At 75.3% G+C, this 13166-nt stretch carries 14 protein-coding genes, 1 tRNA gene and 1 pseudogene; 5 read left to right on the forward strand and 11 right to left on the reverse strand.

Translation table 11 applies throughout. From position 1 onward, the window contains the following. Nucleotides 1–79: 79 nt before the first annotated feature. Nucleotides 80–151 (reverse strand) — tRNA-Lys (locus tag SM577_RS09615). 172 nt (nucleotides 152–323) lie between these two features. On the opposite strand from SM577_RS09615, the gene SM577_RS09620 reads away from it, so the two are divergent. After that, nucleotides 324–626 carry a hypothetical protein gene (locus tag SM577_RS09620; protein WP_302920989.1) on the forward strand — a complete coding sequence of 101 codons (303 nt, stop codon included), beginning with the start codon at nucleotides 324–326 and terminating at the stop codon, nucleotides 624–626. A 209-nt stretch (nucleotides 627–835) separates the two neighbouring features. Then, nucleotides 836–1468, forward strand: a pseudogene (locus SM577_RS09625) (NAD-dependent epimerase/dehydratase family protein); the annotation flags it as partial. 618 nt (nucleotides 1469–2086) lie between these two features. Here the strand turns inward: SM577_RS09625 and SM577_RS09630 are convergent. The 4 genes from SM577_RS09630 to SM577_RS09645 form a co-directional block, all read right to left on the reverse strand. Continuing rightward, nucleotides 2087–3253 carry a hypothetical protein gene (locus SM577_RS09630; RefSeq protein WP_474586726.1) on the reverse strand — a complete coding sequence of 389 codons (1167 nt, stop codon included), beginning with the start codon at nucleotides 3251–3253 and terminating at the stop codon, nucleotides 2087–2089. 62 nt (nucleotides 3254–3315) lie between these two features. Continuing rightward, complete coding sequence (locus SM577_RS09635; RefSeq protein ID WP_474582698.1) at nucleotides 3316–4065, reverse strand: ZIP family metal transporter; 750 nt, start codon at nucleotides 4063–4065, stop codon at nucleotides 3316–3318. Nucleotides 4066–4214: 149 nt separating this feature from the next. Further along, nucleotides 4215–5408 (reverse strand): GNAT family N-acetyltransferase, encoded by a 1194-nt coding sequence (locus tag SM577_RS09640; RefSeq protein WP_474586727.1) that lies wholly within the window; start codon nucleotides 5406–5408, stop codon nucleotides 4215–4217. Between the two features lie 84 nt (nucleotides 5409–5492). Beyond that, nucleotides 5493–6212 (reverse strand): PP2C family protein-serine/threonine phosphatase, encoded by a 720-nt coding sequence (locus tag SM577_RS09645; protein ID WP_474582696.1) that lies wholly within the window; start codon nucleotides 6210–6212, stop codon nucleotides 5493–5495. A gap of 62 nt (nucleotides 6213–6274) precedes the next feature. Here SM577_RS09645 and SM577_RS09650 point away from each other — a divergent pair, with 62 nt between their 5' ends. Continuing rightward, complete coding sequence (locus SM577_RS09650; protein WP_474582695.1) at nucleotides 6275–7297, forward strand: LuxR C-terminal-related transcriptional regulator; 1023 nt, start codon at nucleotides 6275–6277, stop codon at nucleotides 7295–7297. 30 nt (nucleotides 7298–7327) lie between these two features. Here SM577_RS09650 and SM577_RS09655 read toward each other — a convergent pair whose 3' ends face one another. Further along, nucleotides 7328–7888, reverse strand: coding sequence for a helix-turn-helix domain-containing protein (locus tag SM577_RS09655; protein WP_474586728.1), 561 nt, complete (start codon nucleotides 7886–7888; stop codon nucleotides 7328–7330). A gap of 81 nt (nucleotides 7889–7969) precedes the next feature. On the opposite strand from SM577_RS09655, the gene SM577_RS09660 reads away from it, so the two are divergent. Next, complete coding sequence (locus SM577_RS09660) at nucleotides 7970–9196, forward strand: benzoate/H(+) symporter BenE family transporter (protein WP_474586729.1); 1227 nt, start codon at nucleotides 7970–7972, stop codon at nucleotides 9194–9196. 75 nt (nucleotides 9197–9271) lie between these two features. On the opposite strand, the gene SM577_RS09665 is transcribed toward SM577_RS09660, so the two are convergent. From SM577_RS09665 to SM577_RS09680, 4 genes are all read right to left on the reverse strand, one after another. After that, a complete protein-coding gene (locus SM577_RS09665; RefSeq protein ID WP_474582692.1) occupies nucleotides 9272–9646 on the reverse strand; it encodes a hypothetical protein in 375 nt (124 codons plus the stop codon). Between the two features lie 120 nt (nucleotides 9647–9766). Beyond that, nucleotides 9767–10015: a hypothetical protein gene (locus tag SM577_RS09670; protein WP_474582691.1), complete on the reverse strand. Its 249-nt coding sequence runs from the start codon at nucleotides 10013–10015 to the stop codon at nucleotides 9767–9769. Nucleotides 10016–10096: 81 nt separating this feature from the next. After that, a complete protein-coding gene (gene mscL / locus SM577_RS09675) occupies nucleotides 10097–10570 on the reverse strand; it encodes a large conductance mechanosensitive channel protein MscL (RefSeq protein ID WP_474582690.1) in 474 nt (157 codons plus the stop codon). A 39-nt stretch (nucleotides 10571–10609) separates the two neighbouring features. Then, the gene (locus SM577_RS09680) at nucleotides 10610–11293 is read right to left on the reverse strand and encodes a FadR/GntR family transcriptional regulator (RefSeq protein WP_474582689.1); all 684 of its coding nucleotides are present in this window, start codon (nucleotides 11291–11293) and stop codon (nucleotides 10610–10612) included. 110 nt (nucleotides 11294–11403) lie between these two features. On the opposite strand from SM577_RS09680, the gene SM577_RS09685 reads away from it, so the two are divergent. Continuing rightward, the gene (locus SM577_RS09685) at nucleotides 11404–12693 is read left to right on the forward strand and encodes an MFS transporter (protein WP_474582704.1); all 1290 of its coding nucleotides are present in this window, start codon (nucleotides 11404–11406) and stop codon (nucleotides 12691–12693) included. A 10-nt stretch (nucleotides 12694–12703) separates the two neighbouring features. On the opposite strand, the gene SM577_RS09690 is transcribed toward SM577_RS09685, so the two are convergent. After that, nucleotides 12704–13060 (reverse strand): STAS domain-containing protein, encoded by a 357-nt coding sequence (locus SM577_RS09690; protein ID WP_088642031.1) that lies wholly within the window; start codon nucleotides 13058–13060, stop codon nucleotides 12704–12706. Nucleotides 13061–13166 lie beyond the last annotated feature (106 nt).

Consider the following 13166-nt stretch of genomic DNA (forward strand, 5'->3'; position numbering starts at 1 on the left):
TACTGCTGTACTTTGCTGCTGTACGAGCCGTGCTGACAAAGACAGCGACCCCGCAAAGGGTCGCTGAGCTGGGGAAAAGTGGGCCGCCAGGGACTCGAACCCTGAACCTATGGATTAAAAGTCCACAGCTCTGCCATTGAGCTAGCGGCCCGCGCGCTCAGGTTACCGGACATCGTGTCGATGCGACTCTCGCCCGCCGCGCCGCTCCCGGCGGGCAGCGGGCGCCGGCCAACGCCGCACGTCGCTCCCGAACCACCGGCCCGGCTTCCCCCGCGGTCGTCCGGGACGGGCATGGGGGAGGCCGGGCGGGGAACCGTACCGGCATGAGGATGAGCAGCACCCCGGCAGTGGCGGCGTCCAGCGAGGAGATCGGCCCGGATGGCGTACGGGAGCCGGGCGGCGAGGTGCACGCCTGGCTGCCGGGGCAGAACCAGACCGTCTGCGGGCTGCCGTTGAGCCGTACCCGGCTGCGCCGCTTCCCGCACGTGCGGTTCGACTACTCGGGCACCGACCAGCTCACCGAGGCCGACCCGGTCGGCTGGATCTGCCCGCGCTGCCTGGCCGCCACCGCCGGCCGGCGACGGGACGAGAAGCGCGCCTGGGTCCGCCACGCTCCCCGGCCCTGACGGCCGCTCCTCCGCTGTCCGGCCCAGCGCGCTTGCCGCCGGGCGGCGGGATCACCGGGGCGTCCAGGGAGTGTCCCGACCAGGGGTCCGGCCCGGGCGCGAGGTTTGCCGCAGCGAGCCGGGAGAGCGAGCGGAGCACGCCGAGGCCACGGGCCGGCAGGTGGCGAAGACGGGCGGTTGATGGGCGGCTGACCGGGTACGGGTCGGGCATGCGGATCGTGGTGGTGGGGGCGACCGGCAACGCGGGTACCGCCCTGTTGCGGCGGCTGCGCCGCGAGCGTGGCGTAGAGCTGGCCGGGGTGGTCCGCCGGCTGCCCGGCCCGGACGCCGGTGAGCCGTACGACCAGGTGGAGTGGCACTCCTGCGACATCGGCCAGCCCGGCGCGGCCGGGCAACTCGCCGAGGTGTTCGCCGGGGCGGACGCGGTGGTGCACCTGGCCTGGCAGATCCAGCCCAGCCACGACCAGCGGGTGCTGCGGCGGACCAACGTCGAGGGCAGCCGGGCGGTGTTCGACGCGCTGGCCCGGGCCGGGGTCCCGGCCCTGGTGTACGCCTCGTCGGTCGGCGTCTACGCCTCCGGCCCGAAGGACCACCCGGTGAGCGAGCGCTGGCCGGCGACCGGGGTGCCCGGGTCGTCGTACAGCCGGCACAAGGCCGAGGTCGAGGCGCTGCTCGACCGGTTGGAGCGGGAGCACCCGGCGGTGCGGGTGGTGCGGATGCGACCCGGGTTGAACTTCCAGCGGCAGGCCGCCACCGAGATCAGCCGCTACTTCCTCGGCCCGTTCGCGCCGGTCCGGCTGCTGAGGTACGAGCGGATCCCGCTGGTGCCGACCCACCCTCGGCTGCGGATGCAGGCGGTGCACACCGACGACGTCGCCGACGCGTACGCCCGGGCTGTGCTGGGTGATGCGCGCGGCCCCTTCAACCTGGCCGCGGACCCGGTGCTGACCCCGGAGCTGGTGGCCCGGCACTTCCACGGCTGGACGGTGCCGGTGGCCGCCCCGGTGCTGCGCGTCGCCGCCGCGCTGACCTGGCGGGCGCGGCTGCAACCGATCGACGCCGGCTGGGTGGAGCTGGCGCTGAACGCGCCGCTGATGTCCAGCGAGCGGGCCGAGCGCGAACTGGGCTGGGAGCCCCGCACCGACGCGCTCGCCGCCCTGAAGGAGCTCTTCGCCGGCATGGCCGACCGCGCCCACACCCCCAGCCCACCCATGTCCGCCGCCCGCCACCTCCCCGGCCGCCCCGCCGCCCTCCTCCGCGCCCGCCCCCCCCGGCCACCAAAACCCCTACTAACCCACCCCCCCACCCACCCACCCCACCCACCCCCCACCCACCGGATCGCGCCGTTGATCATGAAGTTAGCGGCACTCGTCTCGGCGTGTCGTGGCGCTAACCTCATGATCAACGAGGGGAGGCGGGCGGGAGGCGAGGGGGAGGCGGGCGGGAGGCCGGGGGCCGGGTTAGGTGAGGGTGGGTGGGTGGGCGCCGAGGAAGAAGATGCCGGGGTAGTTGGGGGTTTCGAAGCCGTCGCTGGGGTTGCGGCGGAGGGTGGAGCTTTCGATCTCCAGGGTGCCGGTGCGGTTGTTGCTGACGAAGAAGATCGCGCCGCCACCCTCCTTCGCCCGGTTGCCCTCGATGATGGTGCCGGCGATCCGGACGGTGAACTCGTCGCCGTCGCAGTAGATCGCGCCGCCGCTGCCGCCGCCGGGGGTGCCGGCCCGGGCCGGGTTGGCGCCGTTGCCGACCGCCCGGTTGCCGGTGAACACGCTGTTCAGCACCGTCCAGGAGACGCCGATGCTGCTCAGCGCCCCACCGTTGGCGCAGGAGCCGCCGTCGAAGGTGCTGCGCACCACGTACACCGGCTTGTTCTCGTGCTGGCTGAGCACCCGGATGGCGGCGCCGCCCAGGTCCGGGCCGGTCCGGTCGCAGCGGTTGCGGACGAAACGCGAGTTGACCACCTTGAACCGGCCGCCCCGGACGAAGATCGCCCCACCGCCGCCGCCCTCGGCCCGGTCCCCGGTGGAGTTGCCGTCGGCGAAGGTCAGGTTCTGCACGGTGAGCTGCGGGTGGTCCTGGTTCTGGCAGTGCGAGGTGGTCCAGCCCTGCGCGCTGTCGCAGGTGTTCATGTAGAGGATCCGCCGCCGGCCCTGCCCGCTGAGCGTGACCTTCCCGCCGCCGTCCAGCACCACCTTCGGCCCGTTGGCGTTGCGTACCTTGGCGGTGGCCTTCATCGCGATGGTCACCGGGTCGGGCCCGCAGTCGAAGGTGATGATCCCGCCGGCCGCGACCGCCTTGACCACCGCCTCGGAGGTGCAGCTCGCCGCGGTGCCGGTGCCGATCCGGCGGGTCGGCTTCGAGGTGTCCACCGCCCGCGCCTCCGCCGGCACGGCGGCGCGGCCGTTCGGGTTGCCGGCCTTCAGCACGCCACCGGCGGGCGGCTTCGGGCTGGCGCTCGCCCCCGGACCGCCGAGGCCCACCCGGGCCGCCGGGGCGGCGTCCGGGCCGGGGCCGGGCGCGCCAGCCGACACCGACGGTTCGACCCGGGGCGCGTCGGACGATCCGCAGGCCGGCAGGCCCGCCGCGGCGACGGTCAACGCGAGCAGGACGAGCAGCGACTTCGGGTGCACCCCGTGATGCTAGGAGCCCGCCGGCCGTCCGGGCCGCTCCGGCGGGACGGTTTAACCCGGAGCTAAGGATGGGCGACGGCGAAGGCGAGCAGGAAGCCGGCCACCGTGATGAGACCGGCGAGCAGGTGGGCGTTCTCGAACGCCTCCGGCACCATGGTGTCGATGATCATGGCGAGGATGCCGCCTGCGGCCAGCGCGGTGATCGCCGCCAGCGCCGCCGGTGAGGCGGTGCCGAGCAGGACGTGACCGGCGACCGCGGACACCGCGGTGGCCAGCGCGATCAGCGTCCAGAGCGTGAAGACCCAGCGGCGGCTGCGGCCGGCGTGCCGCATGCCGGCCGCGCTGGACAGCCCCTCCGGCACGTTGCTGAGGAAGACCGCGCCCACCGTGACCAGGCTGACCGTCTTGCCGCCGAGCAGGCTGGCCCCGATCACCACCGACTCCGGTATGCCGTCCAGCAGCGCGCCGATCGCTATCGCGTTGCCCGAGCCGGGCTGCTCGGCCTCGGTGGGCTGCCGCCGGCCGGAGCGCTTGCGGTGCTGCCCGCCGCGCCGGGCCAGCAGCACGTTGGCCAGCGTGAAGACCACCGCGCCGGCGGCCGCGCCGAGCGTGGTCGGCAGCACCCCGCCGTGCTCGTACGCCTTGACGATCAGTTCGAAGGAGACGGCCGAGAGCAGCGTGCCGGCGCCGAACGCCATGATCGAGGCGATGACCCGCTGCGGCACCCGGGCGTACCAGCCCGCCGCCGCGCCGATCAGCAGGGCGGAGCCGGCCAGCAGCCCCCATCCACCCGCCTGCAACGATTCCGGCACGCGCCGGACGCTACCCGGATCGGGCGGTCCCGCAGGCCAGGAGCGCGCCGATTCGGCGGACGTGGCGGACCATCCCACCTCGGGCGCGGTCGGGCCGGAGCCGGCCGGCGGCCCGCGGGGAGCGGGACCAGGGCCGCGCGGCCGCGCCGTCAGAAGTCGGCGAAGAGGTACGGCAACCGGCGCGGGAAGAGCCGGCGCAGCTCGGCAGCGGCGTCCGCCGGCACGTCGCCCAGCCCGCGCAGGTGCACCTCGGCCGGGTCGAGCACCCCGTACGCGAGGGCGGAGAGGCCGGCGGCGGTCAGCGTGGCCTTGGGCGGGGTGCCGGTGGCCGGCCCGGTGACCAGTTCCAGCGAGCCGGTCGTACCGTCCAACAGGTACGCCCCGGCCAGCCAGCGGTCGCCGGTCAGCTCGACGCGTACCCGGCCCGGCCCGGCGGGCAGCCCGGCCAGCGCGTCCACCGAGAGCAGCCGGGCCATCGGGGCGGCCGAGTCCGGCCGGGCCACCCGCGCCTCGACCTGTACGGCCAGGTCGGTCAGCCACAGCTCGGGCAGTTCGTCGGCGGGGAGCTGGACGGTCACCTTCGCCACCTGGTCGACGTGCCGGGCGAAGAACTGCAACAGCAGCGCCCGGGCGTACGGGTCGGTGGCCAGCAGGTCGTCGGCGGTCAGAGTGCCGCCGTGGTCGTCGATCCGGTAGGTCACCGCGCCGGTCACCGTCCCGCCGCTGCGGGCGGTGAGCAGCCAGTGCTCGTCGCGGTCGCGCAGCCCGACGTCCCGGTAGTCCGGGAAGATCGCGAAGCCGTGCCGCTCGCGCAGGCAGCGCTCGGTGAACTCGCGCCAGGTCGGGTAGCCGGCGCCGATCCGTTCCCAGCCCACCTCGCCGGGCAGGTCGGCGGCGAGCAGCTCGCCGAGGTCCGCCGGGGAGAAGGTGGCGGTACGCGGCTTCGGCAGCCCGACGTAGCCGAACCGGGCGTAGAACGAGGGCCGGAACGGGTAGAGCGCGGTGAGCTGGTGCCCCTCGTCGCGCATCTCGTCGAGGAGCTGGTTCAGCAGGGTCCGCACGTGCCCCTTGCGGCGGGCCAGCGGATGGCTGGCCACCCCGGCGACGCCGGCCATCGGCAGCACCGCGCCGCGCAGGTTCTGCCGCATCGGGATGGCCGAGGCGGCGGCCAGCGTGGTGCCGTCCTCCTCCACGACCAGCGTCCGGTTGCCCTCGTTGTAGGGCAGGTAGCGGCGGAACTCCTCGGCCCGGGCCGCGGTGCGCGGCGACGCCTCGAAGGCGTACGCGCCGAGCACGAAGCTGGTGGTCAGTCGTTCCTCGGAAGTCACCCGGCGGACCGTCATCCGATCATCCCAACGCGACCCGGGCGCCGGCGCAACCGGAATCCGCCCAGCCGGTCAACGGCCGCCGCCGGCACCGGCCCGGGATCAGGCGGTGGTGACGTCGGAGACCACCACTGTGACGTTGTCCGGGGCGCCGGCCTGGTGGGCGAGCTTGACCAGCTGCTCGCCGCACTGCTGGCGGTCGGCGTAGAGGGTGAGCGCGGCGGCGATCTCCGGGTCGGCCACGTAGTCGGAGAGGCCGTCGCTGCACAGCAGCAGGCGGTCACCGGGCACCACGGTGATCACCCCGATCGCGGGCGGGGTGTCGGCGCCCTGCACGGCCCGGGTCACCAGCGACCGCTGCGGGTGGTGCCGGGCCTGCTCCGGCGAGAGCGCGCCCTGGTCGACCAGCGCCTGCACGAAGGTGTCGTCCCGGGTGAGCTGGCTCAGCTCCCCGTCGCGCAGCAGGTAGCAGCGGGAGTCGCCGACCTGGGCCAGCACCAGCGCGTCCCCGGCGAGCAGGCCGGCGGTCAGTGTCGTACCCATTCCCTCGCGCGCCGGGTCGACGGTGATGGCGGCGTGGATGCGCTGGTTCGCGGTGCTCACCACGGCGCGCAGCGCGTCCGCGGCCTCGTCGGGGGTCGACGGTGGGGTCAGCTCGTCGAGGATCCGGATGACGATCTCGCTCGCCACCTCGCCCGCCGGCAGGCCGCCCATGCCGTCCGCCACCGCGACCAGGCGGTCACCGGCGAGGGCGGAGTCCTCGTTGTTGGTCCGGACCAGGCCGATGTCGTTGCGGATGGCCGAGCGGAGGATCAGCGTCATGGGACAAGCTTGCCAAGAACACCCTGCCGCCGTCTCTACGCACTACTGCGTAGGGTTGGGGAATGATGCCGGTGTCCATGGTCGGGCGCGCCGGTGAGCTGGCCGAGCTCGACCGGGCCTGGTCCACCGTGGTCACCGGGCGGCGTTCCGCGCCGACCGTCGCGGTGATCAGCGGCGACGCCGGGGTGGGCAAGAGCCTGCTGGTCGCCGCCGCCCTGGACAGCTTCGCCCCGCGGCCGGCGGTGCTGCTCTCCGGCGCGGCCCGGGTGCACGACCCGGCGCCGTACGACTGGCTGGCCGCCGTGCTCAGCGGGCGGGACACCGCCGCCCTCGACCTGCCCCCGGACGCGCTCGCCTGGCTGGCCCAGCAGCCCACCGCGCCGCGCGAGCGCTACGCCCCGGGCGCCCTGCTCCGGCTCGCCGTGCGGACCGTCCGGCTGCTGGTCGGCGCCGGCCCGGCCGTGCTGGTGGTGGAGGACCTGCACGCGCTCGACCCGGCCAGCCTGAACCTGCTGGGCGAGCTGGCCGCCGCCGCCGAGCTGCCGGCGCTGCTGCTGGTGGCCACCCGGCCCGCCGAGGACGCGGTCGCGCCGGATCTCGCGGCCCGCGCGCTGGCCCGGCTCTGCGGGGTGCCGGGCGCGGTGCGCCAGCGCCTCGGCCCGCTGCGCCCGGCCGAGGTCGCCGAGGTGCTGACCCAGGTGTACGACGGCAGGCGCCCGCCCGCCGCGCTGGTGCGCGCGGTCTGCGCGCGCACCGGCGGCAACCCGTACGCGCTGACCGAGCTGCTCGCCGCGCACGCCGGGCAGGAGCCGGCGGAACTGCTGCGGCCACCGGCGCCGGCGGCCCGGGCACCGGCCGAGTCCCGGGCCGGCGGGGAGGTCGAGTTGACCTCGCGGGAGTTGGAGGTGCTCGGCTGCCTGGTCGCCGGGATGTCCAACAAGCAGGTGGCCCGGGAGCTGGGCATCTCGGTGCGGACGGTCACCGTGCACGTGTCCAACCTGCTCCGCAAGACCGGGGCGGCGTCGCGTACCGAGGTGGCGATCTGGGCGGTACGGCACCGGCTGCCCGCGCCGGTCGACGGCTGACCGGGCCGCGGGGTGGGGGCGCGGCCCCGGTCAGCGGCGCGGGTAGCGGAGCAGCAGGCTGGCCGCCACTTCCTCGTCGCCGACGGCGGCGTACAGGTGCGGCACGTCCGACGTCCAGCGCAGGTGCCCGCCGGCCGCCGCGGTGAGCGGCGCGTCCACCGGGCCGGCGCGCAGCACGCCGGCGAAGACGGTGACGTACTCGGTGACGCCGGGCTGGTGCGCGGGGGAGAGCTGCCCGGGGCCGGGGGCGACCCGCATCCGGTACAGCTCGTAGGTGGCGTCGGCGTCGTCGAAGACCTCCAGCAGGGTGGCGCTGACCGCCGCGCCGCGTACGGTCGGCGTCGCGGCCGGCCCGGAGAGCACGGCGGTCAGCGGCACGCCGAGCTGCGCGGTCACCGCGTAGAGCGTCTCCAGGGTGGGGTTGCGGGTGCCGTTCTCCAGACCGGAGAGGGTCGCCTTGCCCACCCCGGCCAGCCGGGCCAGCGCGGAGAGCGAGATCCCGCGCTCCTCGCGGAGCGCCCGGACCCGCCGCCCGACCTCGGCGGCGCCCGGGTCGGGGGCCGTTCGGCGGGTTGGTGAGGGCTGCGGCACCCCGCTATGGTGCTACACGACTGCTGTTCCGTTTACGGAACGATGGCGGGCGTCCGGCGCGGCGCCGGGGTGGGAGGCGGAATGGCCGGGCGTACGCAGCCGGTGCTGGCCGGGGTGGTGACCGCGCTGGTCGGCTTCGCCAGTTCGTTCACCGTGGTGCTGGCCGGCCTGCGGGCGGTCGGCGCCACCGACGCGCAGGCCGCCTCGGGGCTGCTCGCGCTCTGCCTCGCCTCCGGCCTCTGCGCCGCCTGGCTCGGTCTGCGGCACCGGTTGCCGATGAGCATCGCCTGGTCCACCCCGGGCGCGGCGCTGCTGGTGGCCACCGGCCCGATGCCCGGCGGCTGGCCGGTCGCGGTCGGTGCGTTCCTGGTCTGCGGCGGGCTGATCGTGGCCGCCGGGCTCTTCCCGGTGCTCGGCCGGGCGGTCGCGGCGATCCCGCAACCGGTGGCCGGCGCGATGCTGGCCGGCGTGCTGCTGCCGCTCTGCACCGCGCCGGTGCGCGCGCTGGTCGAGGTGCCCCGGCTGGCCGCGCCGGTGGTGGCGGCCTGGCTGCTGCTGCACCGCTTCGCCCGTCGCTGGGCGGTGCCCGGCGCGCTGGTGGTGGCGGTGGTGGCGATCGCGCTGACCACCCCGGCCGCCGGCCTCGGCGACGTCGGGCTGCGCCCGGTGGTCGAGCTGACCGCGCCGGCCTGGGACGCCGCCGCGCTGGTCGGGCTGGCCCTGCCGCTGTTCCTGGTCACCATGGCCGCGCAGAACGTGCCCGGGACGGCGGTGCTGGTCGGCTACGGCTACCGGCCGCCGCTCGGCTCGGCGTTGCGGGTCACCGGCCTGGCCAGCGCCGCCGCCGCCCCGGCCGGCGGGCACGCGGTCAACCTGGCCGCGATCACCGCCGCGCTGGCCGCCGGCCCGGACGCCCACCCGGATCCGGAGCGCCGGTGGATCGCCTCGGTGACCGCCGGGGTCGGGCTGGCCCTGCTCGGCCTGGGCGCCGGGGCGGCGACCGCGCTGGTCGCGCTCTCCCCGCCGGTGCTGATCGAGGCGGTCGCCGGGCTGGCGCTGCTCGGCGCGCTGGCCACCGCGCTCACCTCGGCGCTCGCCGAGCCGGCGGCGCGCGAGGCAGCGGTGGTCACCTTCGTGGTCACCGCCTCCGGGGTGACCCTGCTCGGCGTGGGCGGCGCGTTCTGGGGGCTGGTCGCCGGCGGGCTGATGCTCCTGCTCTTCCACCGCCGCCGGACCGCCCCGCCCCCGGCCGAAGCCCCCGCGCCACCCGCTCCCGCCCCGGCCACGCCGGCCGCGCCGGCCCTCTGAGGTCGCCTGACTCGCGGTAGGCACAGTCCGCCTCGCGGACCTGCTCACCGGCAGACGGTCTTCGAGGGCCGGGGGTCACTCCTCCTGGGGAAGGTCGGTGGCGGGGACGGTGAGGCGGACCCGGTCGTCGGCGATGGCGGCGATCTGGTCGGCCAGCACGTACACCGCGCCGGTGCGGACCAGGTCGGTGGAGACCTTCAGGTAGCCGCTGTGCAGCAGCCGGGCCGCCAGGTCGGCCGGCACGTCCGGCTCCTCGACCGCTGTCGACTCGATCAGCTCGTCCAGGCTGCTGCCCGGGTCGGCGGTCGGCGCCTGCACGGTCACCGCGTTCGGGTCACCCCGCTGGACCAGGTCCACGGTGCCGACCTCGGTGCCGGCGGCGTCGATCACCCGCATCCCGGTGGTGACCCTGGAGATGGTCGTCTGCTGCTCGGTGCCCTGCTGGTTCATCTCGGCGCGGTTCCCGGGCCGGCGCGGCGCTAAACGCCGCGCCGGTCAGGCCCCGTCGACGCCGCCCCGGTCAGCCCCCGTCGACGCCGCTCCGGTCAGCCCCCGTCGACGCCGCTCCGGTCAGACCCCGGTCGACCAGCCGCCGGGCGGCCGGGGGGAGAGCTCCCGCCAGGCGTCCGTCCCGTCGAGCAGCGCGCGGACCGTCTCCTCGGCCTCGTCGGCACTGGCGTACTCGTAGAACTGGGAGATCCCCTCGGCGCCGCCGGCGCGCTGCTCGACGTACCAGCGGTCGGCGTCCACCCGGAGGAAGACGTCCCGCCGGGCCAGCCGCCCCCATTTCCCGTTCCACCAGTGCTTTCGCTGCTCCATGGCGGGACTCTATCGAACACACGTACGAGAATGTGCGGCCCCCACGGGATTCCCATGGGGGCCGATGTGCGGATGCCGGATTCAGCGCGGAGTGGGCGGTTCCGGCCGGCGGCCGAGCACGTCGTCGAGCGCGCCGCGCTGCTGACCGGGGGTGGTGTGCCCGGCGGCGACCAGGGCGTCGCGGATCTCGGTGAGCAGCCGGACCTCCTCGCTGGGCGCCTTCGGCGGCGGCTCCTCGCCCCGCTTGCGCCGCTCGGCCAGCTTGTTCATCGGGAAGACCACGAGGAAGTAGAGGGCCGCCGCGGTGAGCAGGAAGGTGATCACCGCGTTGACGAACGCGACCCAGTCGAAGGGGATGCCCCGGAAACTGGGCGCGGTCCCGGCCAGCCCCTTGTCGCTGCCGGTGATCAGCAGCACGAAGACCCGGATCAGCGGTTCCAGGAACGACTTGGTGAGCTGGGTGACCACGCCCGTGAACGCGGCGCCGATGACGACACCGACCGCCAGGTCGACGACGTTTCCGCGCATGATGAAGTCTTTGAAGCCCTTGAGCATCCATACTCCCGAGGTGTCCGGTCTTTCGTCCGGGACAACCTATGCCCCGGGCGGGGGCTCCAGAAAAGCGCCGGCCTCGATGGCCGCCCGCGCCGGGTCGCCGGCCCGGATCGCCTCGACCAGCCGGGAGTGGTCGACGTAGCGCTCGGGCTCCAGGGCGCCGCCCATCGCCTGGGCGACGGTGCTGCGCAGCGCGGTGCCGACCGAGGCGTACAGCTCGGCGAGCATGCCGTTGTGCGCGGCGGCGACCACCGCGGTGTGCAGCGCGGCGTCGGCCTCCACGAACTCGTCGACCCGGCCGCCGCGCCAGGCCGCCTCGCGCACGGCGAGCGCGGCGTCGAGCGCGGCCAGGTCCGCCGGCGTACGCCGCAGCGCGGCGAGCCGGGCCGCCTCCACCTCGAAGGCGCGCCGCACCTCGACCACCTCGGCCATCCGGTCGTCGGTGAGCCGGCGGGCCACCACCGGGGCCAGCTCGTCGGTGGACACCACGTACGTCCCGGAGCCCTGCCGGCACTCCAGCACCCCGGCGTGCACCAGCGCACGGACCGCCTCGCGGACGGTGTTGCGCCCCACCCCGAGCGCCGCCACCAGCTGCGGCTCGGTGGGGATCCGGCCGCCCACCGGCCACTCGCCGCCGAGGATCCGCGCGCGGAGCTGCTCGATGGTCTGCCGTACCCGGTGCCCGCGCGGCGGCACGGCGACGGAATCAACCGGCGGTGGCACTGGTTACAACTCCTGCCCGGAATTCATCCCATGATTGTAGGTTCGGACGCATGACCCCGCCAACCACCGCCGCCGTCGACGCCGGAACCCCGCCGCGTTCCGGACGGGAGATGATCGCCGGGCCGGACGGCCTGCCCACTCCGGCCGGCGCGTCGGCGGATGCGACGGCTCCCGCCGCCGGACCGTCCGGCGCCACCCCCGCGCCGGTCGGCCCGGTCGCCGGTGGCCTGCTCGTGCTCGTCGGCATGCTGCTCGTCGCGCTCAACCTGCGGGCCGCCATCACCAGCCTCGGCGCCCTGCTCGACGAGGTGCGCGACGGCCTGGCCCTCTCCGGTGCGCTGGCCGGGCTGGTGACCACCCTGCCCGCGGTGGCCTTCGCCGTCTTCGGGGCGCTCACCCCTCGGCTGGTCCGCCGGCACTCCCCGGCCCGGGTGCTGGTGGTGGCGATGACCATCCTCGCCGCCGGCCAACTGGTCCGCGTCGGCACGGACTCCGCGCTGGTCTTCGTCGCCGGCAGTGCCCTCGCGCTGGCCGGGATCGCGGTGGCGAACGTCCTGCTCCCGCTCCTGGTCAAGCAGTACTTCCCGGACCGCATCGGGCTGGTCACCGGGGCGTACTCGATGACGTTGACGGTGGGGGCGGCGGTGGCCGCCGCGGCGGCGGTGCCGGTGGCGCACGTGTTCGGCACCTGGCGGGCCGGCCTCGCCGTCTGGGCCGGGCTGGCCCTGGCGGCCCTGCTCCCGTGGGTGCCGCTGGCGCTGCGGGCGCGGGCCGCCCGGCGGGCGGCGACCCCGGCGGCGGTGGCGCCCCGGTCGAGCCGGATCCGGCCGGGACGGACCCGGCTCGGCTGGGCGATGGCCGTCTACTTCGGTACGCAGTCGCTGGGCGCGTACGCGATCATGGGCTGGCTGGCCCAGCTCTTCCGCGACGCCGGCTACCGCCCGCAGGACGCCGGCCTGCTGCTCGCCGGGGTGACGGCGCTGGGCGTGCCGATCGCGCTGCTCATGCCGACCCTGGCCGGCCGGCTGCGCGCGCTGCACCCGCTGGTGCTGACGCTCTCCGCCGCGATGGCTCTCGCCTACGTCGGGATGGCCGTCGCGCCGCACGACGGGGCGCTGCTCTGGGTGGTGCTGCTCGCGATCGGGCAGAGCGCCTTCCCGATGATCCTGGCGACCATCGGGCTGCGCGCCCGGACCGCCGACGGCACGGTGGCCCTGTCGGCGTTCGCGCAGAGCACCGGCTACGCCATCGCCGCCCTGGGGCCGCTGCTGGTGGGCGTCCTCTACGAGGCGACCGGCGGCTGGACCGCGCCGATCGGGTTCCTGCTGGTCGCGCTCGCGGTGCAGACCGGCGCGGGCATGGTGATCGCTCGTCCCCGGCACATCGAGGACGAGGTGTGAGCCGGAACGCTCAGGAGGAGGCCGGGGTCGGGTCGCCGGCCACGGCCTGTTCGACCGTGGGGTAGGTGTGCAGCACCTCGACCAGGCCGCTGACCTCCAGGATGCGCAGCACGCCCCGCTGCGGGGCGGCCAGCCGCACCACGCCGCCGGCCTCGTCGCAGCTGTTCTTGGCGCGGACGAAGACCGACAGCCCGGTGGAGTCGCAGAAGGAAACCTCCGCCAGGTCGAACACCAGGCGGCTGCGCCCCTTGTCGAGCAGGTCGGTGATCTGGTCCTGCAGCTGCGGAGCGGTCGCCATGTCCAGCTCGCCCGCGACCGACACGACGACCACGTCGCCGCGCTGTTCCGTGTGCACCGTCAAGGACATACGCCAGACCTCCTGTTATCGGTGGAACGTTATCCCACCGGGCAAGGCGCAGCAGAACGGGAGCCGGTATCCGGTGCCGACGGTCATACCGTTGCCGTGCGGCAAG

It is taken from the genome of Micromonospora desertarenae, from assembly GCF_056150265.1.

Bases quoted from the DNA above. Each gene is read 5' to 3' on its own strand.
- SM577_RS09620 (WP_302920989.1), top strand. From the start codon at position 324: ATGAGGATGAGCAGCACCCCGGCAGTGGCGGCGTCCAGCGAGGAGATC.
- SM577_RS09645 (WP_474582696.1), bottom strand. From the start codon at position 6,212: ATGACGCTGATCCTCCGCTCGGCCATCCGCAACGACATCGGCCTGGTC.
- SM577_RS09640 (WP_474586727.1), bottom strand. From the start codon at position 5,408: ATGACGGTCCGCCGGGTGACTTCCGAGGAACGACTGACCACCAGCTTC.
- SM577_RS09690 (WP_088642031.1), bottom strand. From the start codon at position 13,060: ATGTCCTTGACGGTGCACACGGAACAGCGCGGCGACGTGGTCGTCGTG.
- mscL (WP_474582690.1), bottom strand. From the start codon at position 10,570: ATGCTCAAGGGCTTCAAAGACTTCATCATGCGCGGAAACGTCGTCGAC.
- SM577_RS09665 (WP_474582692.1), bottom strand. From the start codon at position 9,646: ATGAACCAGCAGGGCACCGAGCAGCAGACGACCATCTCCAGGGTCACC.
- SM577_RS09670 (WP_474582691.1), bottom strand. From the start codon at position 10,015: ATGGAGCAGCGAAAGCACTGGTGGAACGGGAAATGGGGGCGGCTGGCC.
- SM577_RS09650 (WP_474582695.1), top strand. From the start codon at position 6,275: ATGATGCCGGTGTCCATGGTCGGGCGCGCCGGTGAGCTGGCCGAGCTC.
- SM577_RS09685 (WP_474582704.1), top strand. From the start codon at position 11,404: ATGATCGCCGGGCCGGACGGCCTGCCCACTCCGGCCGGCGCGTCGGCG.
- SM577_RS09660 (WP_474586729.1), top strand. From the start codon at position 7,970: ATGGCCGGGCGTACGCAGCCGGTGCTGGCCGGGGTGGTGACCGCGCTG.